This is a genomic window from candidate division KSB1 bacterium (genome assembly GCA_024655945.1).
Classification (GTDB): domain Bacteria; phylum Zhuqueibacterota; class Zhuqueibacteria; order JANLFK01; family Oleimicrobiaceae; genus Oleimicrobium.
Window position 1 is genome coordinate 96,106 of record JANLFK010000013.1, and the last position, 19,177, is coordinate 115,282.

General features: G+C 62.1%; 16 protein-coding genes. 12 read left to right on the forward strand and 4 right to left on the reverse strand.

Going from position 1 to position 19,177, the window contains the following annotated elements; genetic code table 11:
* Window positions 1-37: 37 nt before the first annotated feature.
* Genes fsa through NUW13_13985 form a run of 3 tightly spaced genes read right to left on the reverse strand, consistent with a single transcriptional unit; the run spans window position 38 to window position 2,275 of the window.
* Complete coding sequence (gene fsa / locus NUW13_13975; protein ID MCR4440125.1) at window positions 38-685, reverse strand: fructose-6-phosphate aldolase; 648 nt, start codon at window positions 683-685, stop codon at window positions 38-40.
* Window positions 682-1,470 carry a tRNA pseudouridine(38-40) synthase TruA gene (gene truA / locus NUW13_13980; protein MCR4440126.1) on the reverse strand — a complete coding sequence of 263 codons (789 nt, stop codon included), beginning with the start codon at window positions 1,468-1,470 and terminating at the stop codon, window positions 682-684. Before truA ends, fsa begins: the two co-directional genes overlap by 4 nt.
* A gap of 7 nt (window positions 1,471-1,477) precedes the next feature.
* Window positions 1,478-2,275, reverse strand: coding sequence for an energy-coupling factor transporter transmembrane protein EcfT (locus NUW13_13985; GenBank protein MCR4440127.1), 798 nt, complete (start codon window positions 2,273-2,275; stop codon window positions 1,478-1,480).
* Window positions 2,276-3,253: 978 nt separating this feature from the next.
* On the opposite strand from NUW13_13985, the gene NUW13_13990 reads away from it, so the two are divergent.
* The 3 genes from NUW13_13990 (at window position 3,254) to NUW13_14000 (ending at window position 7,511) form a co-directional block, all read left to right on the forward strand.
* Window positions 3,254-4,777, forward strand: coding sequence for an AMP-binding protein (locus NUW13_13990; GenBank protein ID MCR4440128.1), 1,524 nt, complete (start codon window positions 3,254-3,256; stop codon window positions 4,775-4,777).
* A 57-nt stretch (window positions 4,778-4,834) separates the two neighbouring features.
* A complete protein-coding gene (gene fusA / locus NUW13_13995) occupies window positions 4,835-6,931 on the forward strand; it encodes an elongation factor G (GenBank protein MCR4440129.1) in 2,097 nt (698 codons plus the stop codon).
* A 79-nt stretch (window positions 6,932-7,010) separates the two neighbouring features.
* Entirely contained in the window at window positions 7,011-7,511 is a 501-nt protein-coding gene (locus NUW13_14000) for an HIT domain-containing protein (GenBank protein ID MCR4440130.1), read from the forward strand.
* Between the two features lie 48 nt (window positions 7,512-7,559).
* Here the strand turns inward: NUW13_14000 and mazG are convergent, their stop codons facing one another.
* A complete protein-coding gene (gene mazG / locus NUW13_14005; protein MCR4440131.1) occupies window positions 7,560-8,327 on the reverse strand; it encodes a nucleoside triphosphate pyrophosphohydrolase in 768 nt (255 codons plus the stop codon).
* Between the two features lie 308 nt (window positions 8,328-8,635).
* On the opposite strand from mazG, the gene NUW13_14010 reads away from it, so the two are divergent.
* The 9 genes from NUW13_14010 (at window position 8,636) to NUW13_14050 (ending at window position 19,171) form a co-directional block, all read left to right on the forward strand.
* Window positions 8,636-9,655: a dipeptide epimerase gene (locus NUW13_14010; GenBank protein MCR4440132.1), complete on the forward strand. Its 1,020-nt coding sequence runs from the start codon at window positions 8,636-8,638 to the stop codon at window positions 9,653-9,655.
* A gap of 26 nt (window positions 9,656-9,681) precedes the next feature.
* Window positions 9,682-11,193, forward strand: a complete 1,512-nt coding sequence (gene dacB / locus NUW13_14015) for a D-alanyl-D-alanine carboxypeptidase/D-alanyl-D-alanine-endopeptidase (GenBank protein MCR4440133.1) — start codon at window positions 9,682-9,684, stop codon at window positions 11,191-11,193.
* 46 nt (window positions 11,194-11,239) lie between these two features.
* A complete protein-coding gene (locus NUW13_14020) occupies window positions 11,240-11,512 on the forward strand; it encodes a hypothetical protein (protein MCR4440134.1) in 273 nt (90 codons plus the stop codon).
* Between the two features lie 169 nt (window positions 11,513-11,681).
* Window positions 11,682-13,076 (forward strand): HAMP domain-containing protein, encoded by a 1,395-nt coding sequence (locus tag NUW13_14025; GenBank protein MCR4440135.1) that lies wholly within the window; start codon window positions 11,682-11,684, stop codon window positions 13,074-13,076.
* Window positions 13,054-15,360 carry a tetratricopeptide repeat protein gene (locus NUW13_14030; GenBank protein MCR4440136.1) on the forward strand — a complete coding sequence of 769 codons (2,307 nt, stop codon included), beginning with the start codon at window positions 13,054-13,056 and terminating at the stop codon, window positions 15,358-15,360. Before NUW13_14025 ends, NUW13_14030 begins: the two co-directional genes overlap by 23 nt.
* A gap of 24 nt (window positions 15,361-15,384) precedes the next feature.
* A complete protein-coding gene (locus NUW13_14035; GenBank protein ID MCR4440137.1) occupies window positions 15,385-15,792 on the forward strand; it encodes a NusG domain II-containing protein in 408 nt (135 codons plus the stop codon).
* Window positions 15,776-16,348 (forward strand): Gx transporter family protein, encoded by a 573-nt coding sequence (locus NUW13_14040; protein ID MCR4440138.1) that lies wholly within the window; start codon window positions 15,776-15,778, stop codon window positions 16,346-16,348. The genes NUW13_14035 and NUW13_14040 overlap by 17 nt, the downstream gene beginning before the upstream one ends.
* Window positions 16,329-17,072, forward strand: a complete 744-nt coding sequence (locus tag NUW13_14045; protein ID MCR4440139.1) for an NAD-dependent deacylase — start codon at window positions 16,329-16,331, stop codon at window positions 17,070-17,072. Before NUW13_14040 ends, NUW13_14045 begins: the two co-directional genes overlap by 20 nt.
* Window positions 17,069-19,171: a tetratricopeptide repeat protein gene (locus NUW13_14050; GenBank protein MCR4440140.1), complete on the forward strand. Its 2,103-nt coding sequence runs from the start codon at window positions 17,069-17,071 to the stop codon at window positions 19,169-19,171. Before NUW13_14045 ends, NUW13_14050 begins: the two co-directional genes overlap by 4 nt.
* Window positions 19,172-19,177: the final 6 nt, after the last annotated feature.

A 19,177-nucleotide genomic window follows, 5' to 3' on the forward strand; every position in this document is an offset into this window, starting at 1 on the left:
TTCTGGCTTCTCACCGCATCCGCGCGGGCACCACCCCCTACTGCTTCTTCACCTTGGCCCAGTCCTGCAGGAACCTCTCGATGCCGATGTCGGTCAAGGGATGCTTCATGAGCTGCTCGATGACTTTGAAAGGCACCGTGGCCGCGTGGGCTCCCATGAGGGCCGCCTCCACCACGTGCAGCGGGTGGCGGATGCTGGCCACCACCACTTCGGTATCAAAGCCATAGTTCTCGTAGATGGTCAGGATGTCGCTTATGAGGTCCATGCCGACGTGACTGACGTCGTCCAGGCGTCCGACAAAGGGCGAGACCAGGTTAGTGCCAGCCTTCGCCACCAGGAGCGCCTGCATGGGGCTAAACACCAAGGTGGCATTGGTGTGAATACCCTCTGCGCGCAGACGACGGATCGCTTTCAGCCCCTCGGTGGTGGCCGGGATCTTCACGTAGATGTTGTCGTGAATGGCCGCCAACTCGCGTCCTTCCCGGACAATGCCCTCGGCATCCAGACTTACCACCTCGGCGCTGATGGGCCCATTGACGATGGCGCAAATCTGCGCCAAGATTTCCCTCGGGTCCCCTTTTTCCTTCGCCAAGAGCGTGGGGTTGGTGGTCACACCATCCAAGATGCCGAGGCTGGCTGCCTCTTTGATTTCTGCGACATTGGCCGTGTCGATGAATAGCTTCATGATTCCTCCGTTCCGTTGAGTGCCTCACCAAGAACCTCCTCTGTCAGGTCCGCGGGGTAGACCACGCGCAGGAGGCATAACCCTTGCGCGGGCGCGGTAGGCCCTGCCGCACGACGATTTCGCGCCTGCAACATCTTCTCCACGCTTTCCGCCGAAATCTTGCCCCGGCCAACCTCCACCAGCGTGCCGACGATGGTGCGCACCATGCCGTGCAAAAAGCGGTTTGCCCTAATGTCCAACCACAGCTCGTCCTGGCACTCTGACCAGCTCGCCTCTTCAATGCAACACCGGTAGTGGGGCAGTTCGGCCTCTGCGCGGCAAAAGGAGCGAAAGTCGTGTTCGCCCAGCAAGGGCTGCAATGCGCGGCGCATGAGTTGCAAGTCCAGGGGCCGCGGGTAGTGCCAGACATGCTGCCTGCCGATGGCGCGCGGCCTAGTGGCTATGCGGTAACGGTAGACGCGCGCCAGTGCGCTGCAACGCGCGTGAAAGCCAGCCGGCACCTCTTCTACCTCCAGCGCGCGGACATCCGGTGGCAAGAGCGCGTTGAGCCCGCGCAGCAGACGAGTTGTCTGCATATGGCGCTCGGTAAAAAAGTTCACCACCTGCCCTTGCGCATGCACACCCACGTCTGTTCGCCCGGCGGCGGTCACATTCACCGGATGCTGCAGGAGCTGCTCAAGCACTCGCTCCAGCTCCCCTTGCACGGTGCGCACCCCTGGCTGCCGCTGCCAGCCACAAAAGTCGGTGCCGTCGTATTCCAAGACAAGCTTCAGGTTCCGCGTCATCTGCGCCCTACAAAATCGCGGCGATGGCCACCAGCGCCGCACTCACGGCCATGGTCACATAGTCGATAGGCCGCAAGCGGAGCAACCGGTAGCAGGTGCGTCCCTCCCCGCCGCGATAGCAACGTGCGTCCATGGCCAGGGCCAGCTCGTCCGCCCTGCGAAACGAAGAGACGAAAAGGGGCACGATGAGCGGCAGCACGCTTTGCGCCCGCTGCACCAAATGCCCCTCGAAACTCGCCCCTCGCGACACCTGCGCCTTCTGCAGGCGATCAGCCTCCTCCAGCAGGGTGGGCACAAAGCGCAGGGCCAACGACATCATCATGGCCAACTCGTGCACCGGCACCCCGACCCGCCGCAACGGTCGCATGAGCCTGTCCAAGCCGTCGGTAATCTCAATGGGCGAGGTGGTAAGAGTCAGAAGCGCGGCCATCACCACCAACACCGCAAGCCGAAAGGAGTACAGCAAGCCGTTCCGCACCCCTTCCCTGGTCACCGTCCACCCTACCACCGGGAGCCTTGTCCAAACGCTTCCCGCAGTGAAGAGCGAATGGACCACCATCGTGAGCACGAACAGCCAGACAAACGCGCGCAGGTTGCGCAGCACCAGCGGCAATGGCAAACGCCCCGCCAGGACGACCGCAAAGGTGAGGACGCCCCAGATGGCGGTCACGGCCAGAGCGTCTGTCAGCAGCAGACCGGTCATCAACAAGACGCTCGCCACCAACTTGGTACGAGGGTCCAGCCGGTGCACCACCGAGTCGGCCGGGTAGTACCGCCCCAGTGTAATGTCTTGCAATATCGCCACTATTGAATCCTTGCCTCAGCTTGCCTGGCAATATAGCGCATTTTGCCGTCAAAATCAAACAAAAACTGAAGCTGCCCCTCAACCAAGAGCGGGCGAAACAGAGCCTGCCCCCGGCGGGTGCCCTTTGGACTGTCTAAGCGGAGAGAACTTCGAAAGGTCGGGAGGGTAAGTAGTCCCATGAGCGTGCCGAGCAGATAGACACTCTATGCCCACGGGAATAACAAACGGGCGGTGCGGCGGTCTTGCGGCCAGGCGCGAAAGCAGCGCCCCCGCGGAGCAGCGAAAGTTTCGAGACGACTGCAACGGGAGACTACGGGCACGGCTGGTTATTCTGGCTGGCTACCGCGGCCGGGAAAAGTGGTACTGGCTGCGAAGGAAAAGAAAAGCGCGGTTCAATGCGTACGCCGAAGATGTCGTCCCACTCTACAACCACCTCCCATCCGCACAGTTGCTGCATTGAACCGCGCCCTATTCTTGGCTCGGTATCTGCGGGCTTAACCTCTGTCTGTGTGGCCTTGGCTCTTCCCGCGACCTCCCACTAAATGTTGACCTCCGGACGCCCTCGTGACCCACATATCGATTTTCACGACCCAAATATATGGCTTCTCAGCACAAAGTCAAGAGGAATTTCCGGCCCCGGTGAACGATTTGTAATTTTTTCGTTGTTCAGGTCTTAGGATGTGCAAATCTAAGACACCCGCCAGCCACGAGTGCCCGGGCCCTTGCTCTGTTCACTTCCTGGGCACGTCGTGACCAACATGGTGCGCCCGCAGAAACTCGCGCCTGGAGCAGCCAGTGGCCCGCGCAGCCAGAGTCGCAGGCAGCGGCGATTTTCCCCTTGACTATTTGCCTGTTTTGTTTTATACTAAGGAGCCTTGCGCGGGGCGGCGTGCCCGCATGGGAGGCATCCGCGCCAACAGGCAGGACGTTGACAACAGAGAGCCTCACAGTGCTCCTCTGCGATGGTCTGGAGGTACTGTGCCGACACTGACCGGTCTTTTTCAGAACACTGCGCAAAGACAGACAGAGGCCACGGCCATAGTCTTCAATGAGCACCGCATCGAGTACGGGCGCCTCGAGGAGGCAGTCCGGCGCTTAGCAAAGGGGCTCAAGGGGCTGGGCGTGCAACCGGGTTCGCGCGTGGCTTTGCTGCTGCCCAATTTGCCCCACTTTGTCATCAGTTACTTCGGGGCGCTCTGGGCGGGCGCGGTAGTGGTGCCACTGAACATACTTTTGGGGCGCGAGGAGCTCCACCAGGTGCTGGTCGACAGCGGAGCGCAGGTGGTGATTGCCTGGGGTGGATTCAAAAACACGGTGCTTGCGGCGACCTCTTCCCTCCCGCAACCCGTGCGGCTGGTTTTCCTCGGTGAGCGCATACCGGCCGACGCGCAGAGCCTGACGCACTTGATCGCCCAATCTTCGGCTGACGAGAAGCCGGCCCAGGTGCAGGAAGAAGACACTGCGGCTATCATCTACACGGCCGGGACCACGGGTCCGCCCTTAGGTGTGGAACTGACCCACGCCAACCTGGTCTCGGCAGCCAACATGTGCCGCACCATGCTGCTCTTTTCGCCGAAAGACCGGATTATGGCCGTGCTGCCGCTCTACCACCCGTTCGCCCAGACGGCGGCGATGAATGCCACCATTGATGCGGGCGCGCAGCTTGTCATTCACCATCGCTTCCGGCCCCGCGAGATCCTCAACTCCATCGCTCACAACCAGGTCACCTGCATGGCCGCAGCGCCGGGCATGCTCCAGGCCTTGCTGGCCACTGCCCAGCAGACGGACGACCTGTCGTCGCTGAAGTACTGCCTTACCTCGGGCTCACCCCTGTCCGAGGAGCTTCGGCAGCAATTCGAGGAACGTTTCGCCCAAACCTTGGTCCTTGCGGGCTACGGGTTAACCGAAGCAGCCGGCATCGTCACCAGCAATCGCTTGGATCGCGAGCGGAAACCTGGCTCGGTGGGGCTACCCATGTTGGGCGTGGAGCTCAACATCGTCGACAGTGACAACAGGCCTCTGCGCCCGGGCGAGCATGGCGAGATCGTGGTGAGAGGGCCGAATGTGATGAAGAGCTACCTGAACCGTCCGGAAGAGACCGCCAGGACGCTGAAAGCGGGGTGGCTGCACACGGGCGACATCGGCATGGCGGATGCCGATCATTACTTCTACGTGATTGCCCGCAAGAAGGAGGTCATCTGCAAAGGTGGGTTCCATATTTATCCCCACGAAATCGAGCAGGTGGCGTTGGGGCATCCGGCCGTGGCTGAAGCGGCTGCGGTTGGCGTGCCCGACCCTGTGCAGGGCCAGGAGGTGAAACTGCACGTGGCGCTGAAGCCAGGAGCCACTGCTACTGCCGACGAGCTCATCGCCTTCTGCGCAGAGCACCTGGAGGTCTACAAGCGGCCCAAGACTGTGCAGTTTCATCAAAGCCTGCCCAAAACCCCCACGGGGCGGGTACTCAGGCTGCGGTTGGCGGCAAGCAGCAGTCAAGGCAAATAGCGGCGCGCCGGATAGTCCGACGCGCATCTGACCTATCACAGCAACAAGGAGATAAGGGTGAAAGAGATTACCAGCAAAGACCTGCGGAATATCGCTCTTGTGGCCCATGGCGGCGTAGGCAAGACCTCGCTGGCTGAGGCCATCCTCTTCTCTGCAGGAGAGATCTCCCGTATGGGCACCGTCGAAGACGGCTCGACAGTCTCCGACTACCAGGCAGACGAAATCGAGCGGAAGATCTCCATAAGCGCCTCACTCATGCACTGCCATTGGAAGGACGTCAAGGTCAACATCATCGACGCCCCAGGCTATGCGGATTTCTTCGGCGACGCAGTGAGCGCCCTGCGGGTGGCCGACCTGGCCGTAGTCTTGGTCGATGCCGTATCGGGCATTGCCGTCGGCACCGAGAACGTCATGGAGGTCATCACCAAGCAGGGAACACCGCATCTTTTCTTTGTGAACCGGGAGGACAAAGAGCACGCCAATTTCGAAAAGACAGTGGCGGCCCTGCAGGAGAGGTTCCGACACAACGTGACGGTGCTCCAATTCCCCGTAGGTGAAGGGGTGGAGTTCAGGACGATCGTCGACTTGGTGCACATGAAGCTGGTCACGTTCAGCACCGACGGCAGCGGCAAGTATACCACCGCAGAGATCCCGGCGGAGCTGAAGAGCAAGGCTGATGGCCTGCGCGAAAAGTTAGTGGAAATGGTGGCCGAGTGCGACGACGCCATCCTGGAGAGTTACTTCGAGAAGGGCTCCCTCTCGGCAGAGGAGTTTGCCAAGGGGCTAAAGTCCGGCATCCTCAAAGGCGCCTTGGCCCCGGTGCTGTGCGGCGCCGCCACCAAGAACATCGGCACGCACCTCCTGCTGGACTTTCTCGCCACTTACTGCCCGTCTCCGGCCGACCTCTCGCCGGTGCGGGGAACAGTGCCGGGCACTGGTCAGGAGTGCACACCACCGGTGGACCCGGCAGCACCACTGGCTGCTTTGGTGTTCAAGACCGTGGCAGAGGCACACCTGGGGGAGCTCTCCCTGGTACGGGTTTACACCGGGACGCTGAAGATGGGCGAGGAGGTGCTGAACGCCACCAATGGCTCCACCGAAAAGATTGGCCAAATTTACGCCATGAACGGCAAGACACGTAAAGAGGTGGGCGCACTGGTGGCTGGCGACTGCGGCGCCTTGGTCAAGCTGCGCAATACCCATACAGGCGACTGTCTCACTGCCAAGAAAGATCCCATGCTGCTGCCGGGCATCGTCTTTCCGGCGCCGGTCACCGAGGTGGCCATCGTCCCGAAGAGCAAGGGCGACGAGGAGAAGATTTCCAACGGACTGCAGGCGCTCCGCGATGAAGACCCCAGCTTCACCGTGGAGGTGAACCCCGAGCTCCGGCAGACCATCCTCTCCGGGCAAGGAGAGCTGCACCTGGACGTGATTATCAAGCGGCTCAAGGAGAAATTCGGGGTCGACGTGGACGTGCAGAAGCCACGCATCCCCTACCGCGAGACCATCACCGGCAAAGCCGATGAGAAGTACCGCCACAAGAAACAGACTGGCGGGGCTGGCCAGTTCGCGGAAGTGTGGATGAAGGTGGAACCTTTGCCGCGCGGCGCCGGGTTTGAGTTCGAGAACCAAGTGGTGGGCGGCGCCATCTCCTCGGTGTTCATTCCCTCGGTGGAAAAGGGTGTACGCCAGGTGCTGGAAGAGGGCGCGTTGGCCGGCTACAAGATCGTGGACGTCAAGGCGATTGTCTACGATGGCAAGGAACATCCGGTGGACTCCAAGGATATCGCCTTCCAGATTGCCGGCCGCGAGGTCTTCAAGATGGCCTTTCTCAACGCAAAGCCGATTCTCCTGGAGCCCATCTACGACATCGAGGTGAAGGTTCCCGAGGAGAACATGGGCGAGGTCATGGGCGACCTCTCCAGTCGGCGCGGGCGCATCCTGGGCATGGACTCGGCAGGACACTACCAGATCGTGCGGGCTAAGGTGCCACTGACGGAGCTGCACAAGTACGCCTCCACCTTGCGCTCCATCACCCAAGGTCGTGCCACCTATTCCCGCTCCTTTTCACATTATGAGCCGCTGCCAAAGGAGCTGGAGGCAAGAGTCGTCGAAGAGGCGAAGGCCGAGCGAGAACGAGAGCGCTCCAAGTAGGAACAGCGCAAGAACAGATACCCAGCGCGGGGGCGAGGAGAGAGTCCTCGCCCCCTCCTTTTGCACCGGAGGCTCGGATATGGACACGCTATGGGCACCGTGGCGGATGGAATACATCAAGGCGACCAAGCCGCGTGGCTGCATCTTCTGCACCAAGCCGCGCCAGAGCGATGACCGCCGCAACCTCATCCCCTATCGCGGCGCGCACTGCTTCGTCATCCTCAACTACTACCCCTACAACAACGGCCACTTGATGGTGGTGCCCTACCGCCACGTGGCGGACCTGGCCGAGCTTACTGCCGAGGAGCAAGGGGAAATGATGGCCCTAATTGCCCAAAGCACCCGGGCCCTGACCGTGACGCTGAAACCGCAGGGTTTCAATATCGGCTTCAACCTTGGCAAGGCAGCTGGAGCTGGCGTGGAGGACCACCTCCACTGCCACGTGGTCCCGCGCTGGGTAGGGGACACCAACTACATGCCCATCCTCGGCCACACCAAAGTGGTGCCCGACGCCTTGGAGAACACCTGCGCCACCTTAGCAGAGGCATTTGCTGAGCTGTCGGGGCAAAAGCAGCGTTGAGACCCGGAAGAAGTCAAAGGCTTCTGCCCAGAGGGGATCTCCCGGCCATCACCTTTCCTGGCGCTTGACCCTCTCCCAGACCTCGTCCATCTCCTGCAACGACGCATCCCAGAGGCAGATACCGCGCTCCTTGAGCTCTTGCTCTACTTTCTTGAAGCGGCGCACGAACTTGTCCACGGTGCCGCGCAGAGCGTCCTCCGGGTTGACGCGGATGAAGCGCGAGAGATTGACCAACGAAAAGAGCACGTCGCCGAGTTCTTCTTCGATCTTCTTCTGGTCGCCAAGCTGGCAGGCGCGGCGCAGCTCGGCCAACTCCTCTTCCACCTTGGGCCACACCTGCTCGGCATTCTCCCAGTCGAAGCCTATGGTAGCGGCCTTGCTCTGCACACGATGGGCACGCAGCAACGCCGAAAGCTCGCGCGGCACGCCGTCCACCACCGACTCTTTGCCCTCGTCCTGCTTGGCATTCTCCCAGTGCACCGTTTGCTCCTCTGCCGTGCGGATTTCCGCATTGCCGAACACATGCGGATGCCGGCGCACCAGCTTGTCGTTGATGCCCCGCACGACATCCTCGATGGTGAAGCGCCCCTGTTCGGCGGCAATCTGGGCGTGGAATATCACCTGCAGCAGCAGGTCGCCCAGCTCTTCTTTGAGGTCGTCATAGCGCTCCTGGTCAATGGCCTCCAGAACCTCGTAGGCCTCCTCGAGCAGGAATTGGCGGAGGGAACGATGAGTCTGCTGCCGATCCCACGGACACCCCTTTTCCCCGCGCAACTGCGCCATGATGGCAACAAGTCTATCAAACGAATTTTCCACTGTAGCTCCTCTTGCGCTTGCGTGAAGGTAGCACACCACGCATGGCTGCCTCTGCTGACCGGAGAAAGGTACAGAAGATCGGCGATACAATCAATGGTGAATTTGACCCTCGTGGTGCGGCGAAGGCCCAGGGGAGCGCGTAAGCTCGCAGGGAAGGGCAATCATTGTCAAAAGGGCTGAAAGCGGCCCGGCAATGGACGTTGCCGTTCACGCAACTCCAGGGTAGTTCGCGAGGCGGGCAAAAACCGCTTGATTATTTGGGCCCATTTGGCTAACTTGATAAGGCGTTGGTTCAACTCAGGAGCGGCATGAAAATCACCGCGTACCCGGTCCGTTTGCCGCTGCGCCATACATTCCGCATCGCGCGGCACGCGGAAGATGTGAGCGAAAACTTTTACGTGACGGTCCAGTGGGACGGTCTGCTCGGCGTGGGCGAGGGCGCCCCCTCGCCGCGCTCCGGCGAGTCGGTGGAGCGCGGCATCGCCGAGGTGGCGAGGGCCGCCGTGGTGCTGCAAGAGCACCCCTCACCTGAGGCAGCCCTGGCGGCCCTGCCGGGGCTCCCGGTGGAGAGCCTCGCTGCGCGCGCCGCCTTAGAGATGGCCTTCCTTGACCTTTGGGCCAAGCAGCAAGACAAGCCCCTTTACCAGGTGCTGGGTATCGTGCCCGGGCCCATACCGCCAACCTCTTTCACCTTGGGAATTGCTGCGCCTGAGGAGATCCGCCGCAAAGTCCGCGAGGCCCAGCCGTACCGCATCCTCAAGGTCAAGCTGGGCTCACGCGACGACTATGCCATCGTCGAGGTGGTGCGGCAACTGACCGACAAACCGTTGCGCGTGGATGCCAACGAGGGGTGGACACCGGAGCAGGCCGCGGCGACCATCAGGTGGCTTGAGGACAAAGGCGTAGAGCTTGTGGAGCAACCCCTCCCTGCCGGCAATTTGGCAGCCATGCGCTGGTTGCGGGAACGCGTGACTCTGCCCCTCATCGCCGACGAAAGCAGCCGCGTCGCCGCCGATATCCCTGGACTGGCCGGCGTCTTTGATGGCATCAACATCAAGTTGAGCAAGTGCGGTGGGCTGCGCGAGGCGCTCCAGATGATCCGCCTGGCGCGCCGTCACGGCCTCAAAGTGATGCTGGGCTGCATGATCGAAAGCTCCGTGGGCATCACCGCGGCAGCGCATCTTGCGTCACTGGTGGACTATGTGGACTTGGACGGCCATCTCCTCCTGGCCGAAGATCCGTATGAAGGCGTGACACTGCGCGACGGCACGCTCCTTTTGCCTGAGCGACCCGGTTTGGGCGTTACTCCACGGGCACCGTCTCAGTGAAGAGCTTACCTTGCCGGAGGATGACTATGCGCATGCGCTTTGGATGGAAGACCCCCCTTTTGGCTGCTGTGCTCCTGTTGGTGGCAATTGGCTGTGCGCCATCGTTGCAGCGGGCCAAACCCACCAATGCGGTCGACCACCTGCGGACGGAGTTGGACTATTTGTTCAGCGACCGCGCCTTCGCAAACGCTCACTGGGGCGTGGCCATCCAATCGTTGCGCAACGGCGAGTACCTCTACCTGCGCAACGAGGGCAAAGAGTTCATGCCTGCCTCCAACATGAAGCTCTTCACCACTGCAGCTGCCCTGGTCAAGCTCTCGCCGGAGTTCCGCCACCGCACTGCACTCTTGACTACGGGAAGCGTGCGCGAGGGCGTGCTGGAGGGCCCGCTGCTCATCAAAGGGAGCGGCGACCCGAGCATCACCGGGCGGTACCACGGCGGCAACATGCTTGCCGTGTTTCAAGCCTGGGCGGACAGCCTGCGCCGGCAGAGAATTCGCAGGGTAAGTGGGGACATCATCGGCGACGACAACTACTTCGCAGATGAGATCCTGGGCAGGGGTTGGTCGTGGGACTATCAGTCAGACTTCTACGCCGCGCAGATCAGTGCTCTGTCGTTCAACGACAACTGCATGGACATCATCTTCACCCCCGGCGATAGCGTGGGAAAGCCGGTGCAGTTCCGCCTGGAGCCAGCCACCGACTATGTGCAGGTGAACTGCCTGGTGACAACGGCGGCCAAAGGGCGCGCCGAAGGAGTGACGTTCGACCGCGCCCCGGGCACCAATCGCGTCACGGTCCGCGGCAGCATCGCCATCGATGCCGGCGAAATCAGGGAATGGTTTTCGGTGGAGAACCCTACCCTTTTTGCCGCACACGTTTTCCGCCAGACCTTGATCGACCAGGGGATTGCAGTGGAAGGAAGAGCCATTGACATCGACTCTCTGCCGGGGTTCACACCAGACCCCGCCTGTTTCCGGGTGCTGGCCACCTACACCTCTCCGCCCTTGAGCGAACTGGTCACGACCATCAACAAAGTGAGCCAGAACCTGTATGCTGAATTGCTCCTTCGCACGTTGGGGGCCGAGTGCAAGGGGACCGGCGACGCTGCCCATGGCGCGGAGGTGGTCAAAGAAGTGGTGACCGGTTTCGGCGTTGACCCGGAGGTCATCAACATGGTGGACGGATCTGGGCTCTCGCGTCTGGATATGGTCACACCCATGGCGGTGGTGGCCTTGTTGCGCGGGATGCGCCGCCACGCCACCGGCACTTTCTTCTACGACTCCCTGCCGATTGCAGGTGTGGACGGGACCATCCGCAGCCGCATGCGCGGCACCGCAGCAGAGAACAACGTGCGCGCCAAGACCGGCTTCATCGGCCACGTGCGCAGCCTCTCAGGCTATGTCCGCACCGCCGATCAAGAGGAGCTGGCCTTTGCCATCATTGCCAACAACTATACTGCGCCGACCCCGTTGGCCAATAGCCTGCAGGACTTGGTTTGCGAACGTCTGGCAACGTTCAGTCGCATGGGCCCTTGACCACCTCGATAGGCACGGGGCGGCGCACGGAGTGAGGTGAACGACCATGCTTTTTGGTAGGCGTCCAGAGGTGAGACGATTTTCCTACCAGCCGCTCTTCTACGAGCCGAAGAAGGAGCAATCGGAGGAGGGCGGGCGCCGCATCCATTTTCGCAGGTCGCCGGTCCTGCAAACCCAGGTGCGCCGCCGCTTAATCATCATCATGCTGCTGGCGGTAGTTATCCTGGTCTATCTCATCTACTATCTGGACCGGGTGGTGGAAAAGGACCGCGCCGCCCGTTTTGACCACTTCCAGGTGGAAGAAATCATAGTTCGCTAAGAAAGCGGTGACGAAACCGGTGCAGAGGCGCAAGCTACAAACCCCGGGGAGCAGGCAGCCCAGAGGCAATGCATCTCGCCCGGCACAGGCCCGGGCAGGCAGGAGCCGTGCTGGTTGGTGGATTTCCCCGCTCGAACGCTTGGAAACGCTCCTGGGCTGGGTCGCCACCATGCCCATCAAGCTGAAGCTGACTCTGATCATATCCGGCATTGTGTTTGGGGCGGTAGTGGTGCTCAGCGCGGTGCTCTACCAGACCGGCCGCACCATTCTGCTGCAACGATTGCAGAACACCTGCAATCTGCTGGCCAGCAACCTCAGCGAGTACACGCGGGAGGAGATGCTGCTGGAGGCGGCAGGCGCAGGCACTGCACGGGACAGAATTCAAGACATCGTGCTGCGCTTCAAGAAGTTGGGGATCGACGGCTTCCAGTACGCTGCAGTGGTGGCGCGCGACGGGCGCATCGTGGCACACAGCGACTACCGCCTGCGCGGCGGCACGCTCAGCAGCGAAGAGGTGGCTATCCTCAACGGGCTGGAAGGGCTGCACTGGCGGGAAGTGGGCGATACGACCTATCAGTACTTTCAACCCATCTTTGCCGTGCGACGCACTGGCGACAGGGCCCAACGGATATTGCTGGGGGCGGCGGTCATTGGCTTCTCCAAGGCAGAGCTTTGGGCACCTGTGCGTCGCGCACGCAATACGCTCTTGGCCGCGCTGGTGGCGGTCTTTGTTTTCTCCCCACTAGTCATCTACTTGGTTGCTGAGCGCATGACGGCACTGATCCGCCAGCTCTCCCGAGCGGCGCGTGCCGTGGGTAGCGGCGACCTGGAAGTCGTCGTTCCCGGGCGCAGGCGAGACGAGTTGGGGCAACTGGCTGCCGACTTTAACCGGATGATTCGCCAGCTGCGCGAACGGCTGCACATGCAAAAGTTCGTCTCCAAGCTCACCGTGGACATGATCCGCAAACGCGCAGCCATGGGGGATCCCCCGGAAACAGGCGGAGAGCTGCGACACTGCACCGTGCTCTTCTCGGATATTCGCAATTTCTCCGCCATCACTGCAGCTCTGCCGCCGGAGCAAGTTGTCGCCCTCATCAACATTTACCTTGACCTGCAGGCGCAGATTATCGAGCGAAACCGAGGGGTTGTGGACAAGTTCATGGGCGACCAGGTGATGGCCATCTTTTTGGGGCCGAACATGGCGGACAATGCCATTCGTGCGGCCGTAGAGATCCAGCGGGCCATCCGCACCTTGAACAGCAAGCGGGCGCGCAGTGGCCAAGTGGTGTTCGAGGTGGGCATCGGCCTGAACGATGGCCCGGCCGTCGTAGGAAACATGGGCTCCGCCAACAGGATGGATTACACGGTGATTGGCGACGTGGTGAATGTGGCGAGCCGTTTGTGCGCCCTCGCCAGGCCGGGACAGATCATCACGTCGGCGAATCTCGTGCATAGTCTGGCGGGCAGCTACCCCCTGGCCAAGTGGGCGCCCCTCCAGGTGAAAGGCAAGAAGGACCCCATTGAGGTCTTTGAAATCGACTATGATCGCGCCATCGTCCTCTGATCTCCCGGCCAAGCATCACGGCGCACTTTCGCTTTTGGCAGCAGTGCTGGGGCTCCTGCTCTTTTTTGCCACAACTCCTGAGGCGCGAGCGCAACGCCAGCTGCTGGACTTTCGGCCGGGTCCCCGGGCACAGGCCTTGGGCGGCTCTCTGGTGAACGAGCCGCTGGATGCCACCGCCCTCTTTTGGAATCCGGCCGCTCTGGCGCAGCTCACCGAAACCAAACTCACCCTGTCCACGCCAGGGGAGTTCGTTGTGGAGTACGTCGGCGGTTCGTTGTTCCGGCCACCTCGCACAGGAATCGGCTTCGGCCTCGGCCGGGCAGGAGCGGGAAACGAGGCCTCCGATTTCGGCTCCCTCGGTTGGGCTCGCCGCCTGGGACAGAGCCTTTTCTTGGGCACCAGCGTGAGCCTCTTGACCAAAGGGACCGAGTCCTGGCCCACCGCCGGCTTAGGCGTCGTGTGGCGGCCTGGGAGCGGTGCGGCCTCTGCGGCGCGTTCGCGTAAACTGAGCCGCGCTCTGGCGGGGAGGTACACCTTCTCGCTGGCCGCGCACAACATCCCTTTGGTGCTGAGCGACATCGACCACCAGGTGCGCATCGGAGCCGCATTTCACCCTGGCGGTGCCATCCCGGCTTTGCACCTTGCGCACCATTTCCAGCGCGGCGCCGAGTCAACCCATCTGGGCGTCGAATGGTCCCCGTACGGCATGCTTCGCCTCGGGACTGGGGTGCAATATTGCGAAGAGCTCAGCTGGGGAGTTGGCGCTGCGGTGCGCTGGCGAAACCTCGATGTCGCCATCGCCTATTCCACGCGGGCGAAGCGCGTGTTTGCATCCTTTTCGGTGGGCATCGGCGAGGATGCGCCGACACTTGCCGCGCGTTCCTATGAGCAAGCCACCCGAGCCTTGGAAAGCGGCAACCTCCGCCAGGCTTCGCGCGACTTGGGCAACGCCTTGGCCTACGGTCTTAGCGAACCAAGTGCCATCCTCTTGGCCGACAGCCTGCACAGGCTGGTCCAGCAACAGGACCATACCATCGACTCCCTCCTGCAGGTGGCGCAGCGCTTGGAGGACAAGGGATGGCTCCTCAACGCCACGGTCACTTACCTCAAGGTGCTGCGCCTGGATCCGACGCATCCCGTTGCCCTGCGCAACGTGCAGGCCATCAAGCCGCGCGTGAACGTCTATGTGGATCAGCTCTACGCCAGCGGGGTGGAGAGCTTCGAGAAAAACGACCTGGACAAGGCCAGGGACATTTTCCAAACCATTCTGCTCGTGCAGGAAGACCACCAGGGAGCGCGTTCCTATCTGGACAGATTGCAGTCGCTCAACCGCGAACGGGCGCGGGAACACTACCTGAAAGGCCATGCCTTGCTCAGCGACGGCAAGATTAGAGAAGCCAAGCAGGAGTTGGAACAGGCCTTGGCTTACGATCCAGAGCATGCCGGCGCGCAGCGGTTGCTCCAGGAGGTATCCGCGGAGCTGGGACGTCAACAGAGGCAGGTCGAGGCACTCCTTGCGGATGCCATCCGGGCTGAGCGCTACAACGAGTACCTGCGTGCCTACACCAAGTATCGGCAGGCGCAGAGCCTGGATCCGAGCAACCAGTCTGCAGCCTCAGGTGTAAAGCGACTCGCTGAGCGAGTCGCATCGCACATCAACGCGCGCCTGGCAGGCGGTACTGCTGCCTACCGCCGGGGGGACTATGCGGAGGCGCGCCGCCTGCTCAGTCAGGTGCTGCAGCTGGATCCGCAGCATCAGGAGGCTTCGCGCTTGCTGCAATTGAGTGAACAGGCCATCAATCGCCTGGCCGATGAATCCTACGCGCGCGGCATGGCCCTTTTTAACGCGCAGGACTATGCAGCGGCTCTCAGCGAATTCGGCAAAGTCCTGTCGTACAGGCCGGACCATGCCGGTGCGCTCGCCATGCGCAGGAAGGTTGGCGACCTGCTCGGTGTCCAGAAGCTCATCGACCAGGCGCAACAGGCAATGGCCAGAGGCAACTTGCCTGAGGCCCTCCGTCTTTTTACCCAGGTGGTAGAGACTGACCCTTCACACGCTGCAGCGAGAAGAGGGGTCAAAGAGTGCCAGGAGAGGATGGCCAGCCTCGCGGAGGAGTATTTCAATCGCGGCATGGCTCTGTATGCGGAGGAGGACTATCGCTCCGCCATCGAGCTCTGGAACAAGGTCTTGGAGATTAATCCGAACCACAGCGGCGCACGCGAGTATAAGAAGAAAGCCCAGGAACAGCTCAGGGCCCTGGAAACGATCCCTTTGCCACGATGAGGAGTGGCGCGGCGAGGAGGGTGCGTGAAGGTGGCACGTGCCAAAGCTGGTGACGCGCAGTGGCGGCTCCTTACGCCCGCCGACCGCCTGCTCATCGCAGTTCTGTTGGCCCTGAGTGCAGGGAGCTTTGCCGCAGTGGAAAGGCTGCGCCCCCTGGGCGAGACGGTGGTGGTGGAGGCCGACAACCGCGAGGTCTATCGCGGCCCTTTGCGCGAGGCGCGCCATCTGGAGGCGCATGGGCCCGTGGGGCGTACGGTGGTGGAGATCCAAAACGGCGCCGCCTGGGTGAGCTACTCGGATTGCCATCTGCACATCTGCGTGCGCACCGGAAAAATCAGCCAGGCCGGCTCGGTCATTGCCTGCGTGCCCAATCGTGTGGTGGTGAGAATTGAGGGCCGTCGTCAGAACCGATACGATGTCATCATCGGATAGAGCTGCAAAGCACACGCTGGGCAACAGGCGAATTGTCTACGGCGCCCTGCTTGTCGCCACCGGGCTTGTCCTGTTCCTGTTCGAGAGCTTGATCCCGCGCCCGCTGCCGTGGATGAAGCCGGGCCTTGCCAATACGGCGGGACTGCTCGCCCTCTACCTCTTTGGCACGCGAGAGGCTGCCGCGGTGACGGTGCTCCGGGTCGTGGTAGGTGCCTTGGTCGTTGGCACGCTGTTCAACCCTGCCTTCCTGCTCTCCTTGGGGGGAGGAATCACGGCGGTCGCGGCAATGGCGACGGCCAAGTACTTTGGCCGGGAGCTGTTGAGCGTGGTTGGAGTGAGCGTCTGCGGCGCGACGTGCCACAACATCGCCCAGCTGGGCCTGGCCTACGTGCTCATCGTGCGGCGCGTGGAACTCTTCTTCCTCTTGCCCGCGATGATTCTCGCAGCGATTTTCACCGGCGTGCTGGTGGGCCTGCTCGCCCACCTGGTACTGACGCACGGACGGCGCCTCCTGCCCGTCGTTCGCGAGGGAAGCGATGCAGGTGGCCTTTTCTGACGAGCTGATCGCGCGGTTGCGGCACGCCCGTTCGGTGGCGGTGCTCACCGGGGCAGGCGTGTCGGCGGAAAGCGGGGTGCCGACTTTCCGCGGTGCAGACGGCCTTTGGAAAAAGTTCCGTCCGGAGGAATTGGCTACTTTCGAGGCGTTCCAGCGCAATCCTGAATTGGTCTGGGAATGGTACCAGTACCGGCGCACGCTCATCCGCGACATCCAGCCGAACCCAGGCCATTTTGCCGTGGCGGAACTGGAGGCGATGGTCCCGGACTTTTCTCTGATCACCCAGAACGTGGACGGTCTGCACCGCAAGGCCGGCAGCCGGAACGTGCTGGAGCTGCACGGCAACATCATGCGCAATCGATGCACCGCGTGCGGCACAATCGTGGCGGATGTGGCGGTGACCCCCCAGTCCGGCCTGCCGCGCTGCGCGTGCGGAGGTCTGTTCCGCCCCGATGTGGTGTGGTTCGGCGAGATGCTCCCCATGAACACCTGGGAAGAGGCACTGGCCGCAGCTCGCCGTGCCGAAGTCTTTTTTTCCATCGGCACCTCGGCAGTGGTCTATCCGGCGGCTTCGCTGCCGCTCGAGTCCAAAGCCAACGGTGCCTATGTTGTCGAAGTCAACTTTGAACCGACGCCCCTGAGCGCAGTTGCCCACGAAGCAATTCGCGGCAAGTCCGGGGAGGTCCTGCCGCAGTTGATTGCGCAATTGAGAAGGGAGCAATGAAACCCTTGGCCTGCGACATGCAGTACAGGAAGACCTGGCCCCCCAAGGACGGTTGTGCGCCGCGCCGTCGACTCTCCGCTGGCCTGTTCGCCTTGCTGGCACTTGCCGTCCTCATCATCAGCAGTTGCGCCTACTACAACACGTTTTACAATGCTGAACAGGCCTTTAAGGCGGCAGAGAGAGAGCGGAAGAACCGCAAAGGCGACACGCCTACCTCCCAGGAGACCTCTTCCTACAACAAGGCCATCGAGAAGGCATCAAAGATTTTGGAGTTGTACAACACCAGCAAGCATGTCGACGACGCCTTGCTCATGTTGGGCAAGTGCTTCTACTACCAGGGACAATATGCCAAGGCCGAGCGCAAGTTTGACGAGCTGTTGGCCCTCTTCCCGGGCGGCGAGCTGGCGGAGGAGGCGCTGGTGTGGCGAGCGCGCGCGCGCATCAGCCAGAACCAACTGGAGCAGGCCGCGGCCGATTGCCGGCAGGTGATCGCCACAAGCAAGCGGGCGCTGCTCCGAGATGAGGCGCAGTACTTGACGGCTGAGATCGATTTTGCCAAGGAAGATTACCGCTCGGCAGTGAACAGATTCAGCGAGGCTGCCAAGCGCATCGCTGACCGCGAGGTGCGCAGCACCGCCTATGCGCGGCTGGGGGAATGCCACCTCAAGCTCAAAGAATATCTCCCTGCGGCCAGAGCCTTCCAGGCGGCAGCCAAGCATACCCTCATCGACACGCGTCGTTACCAGGCCACTCTCAACATCGGCCGCGCGTTGCGCGAAGCGGGCGACGTGCGAGGTGCAGAGAGCGTCTTCCTGCGAATGACCAACGACCAGCTTGCCAAGCAGTACTGGCCGGATGCAAAGTTGGAGATGGCCGCCTGCTTGGTGCTGGAGGGAGATATAGATGAGGCAATGCAGCGCTACGAGGCCCTCATCAAGGATCACCCGCGCACCGATGCCTCAGCCCGCGCCCATTGTGCCTTAGCACAGCTGTATGAGACGCGCTTCCAGGAGTACGTGAAAGCGCACGAGCACTATGACCAAGTCAAGACGGAGGCACCTCGCTGTGAGTTGGTGCCAACCGCCGCGGCTCGCGTGGCTGACCTGGAGCGGCTCCTGCGTCTGCAGGCCACGATCGCCGAGCTGATGGGCAAGACCTTCGCCGTCGACTCCCTCCAGCAGAGTGCAACCCCGGCGCGCGCCGACACAGTGCGTCCGGAGATGCGCGACCTTATGGCCCTCACCCCCGAGGCCGAGCCGGACACTGCCTTGGGCGTTTTCATCCGCGGCCCTGCCCGACAGCCGAGCCCGCAGCAGCCGACCAAGAAAGCCATCACGCCCTATCCGGACATGGATCTGGTGACCGCGCACCTGCAACTGGCGGAGCTGTTCTACTTCCAGCTCAGCAACATCGATTCGGCCTTGGCGCACTATTGGGCTGCCTACCGCGCCAACCCGGACAGTAGCTCTGCCGCGCAGGCCCTCTACCCCCTTGCTTACATCATGCGCGTTGCTCAGCGCGACACCGCCCGGTCAAACTCGCTCCTCCAGGAGATTGTGACTCGCTTCCCAGAGCTTCCCCAGGCAGAGGGCGCCCGCCGCCTGCTGGGCCTGCCTCGACCACCTGACCAAGAAACTCTCGCCGCGGCGCTGTTTTGGCAAGCCGATAGCCTCTTGTGGGAAGCCGATGCGCCGGAGAGTGCGCTGGCAGCCTTTGCCTCTCTCAGCTCTCGCTGTCCCGAAAGCGAGTACGCACCGCGCGCCCTATACGCAATCGCCTGGGTGCTGGAGCAGAGACTGCACGACAATGAACGGGCACTGCAGGCTTACAAGCGCGTGCAGGAGGCCTATCCGGACTCACCCCAAGGCAAGGCCGCCAAGCGCAAGATAGACGCCCACGCACGCGAGGCGGAAAAGCTGCAACGTTTGGCCGAGGCGGCTGCCCGTCCCGATTCCTCGGCAAGGCAAGCGCAGGCGCCGCCGCTACCCGAAGAGCGACAGCAAGAAGAAAGGGAGCCGCTGCCCGATGCCACTCTCCAGCAAGCAGTGCCCGACACCTCTGGGACCCCTCCTCCCGAAGCGCCACGCAAGAGACCGTGAGCAAGA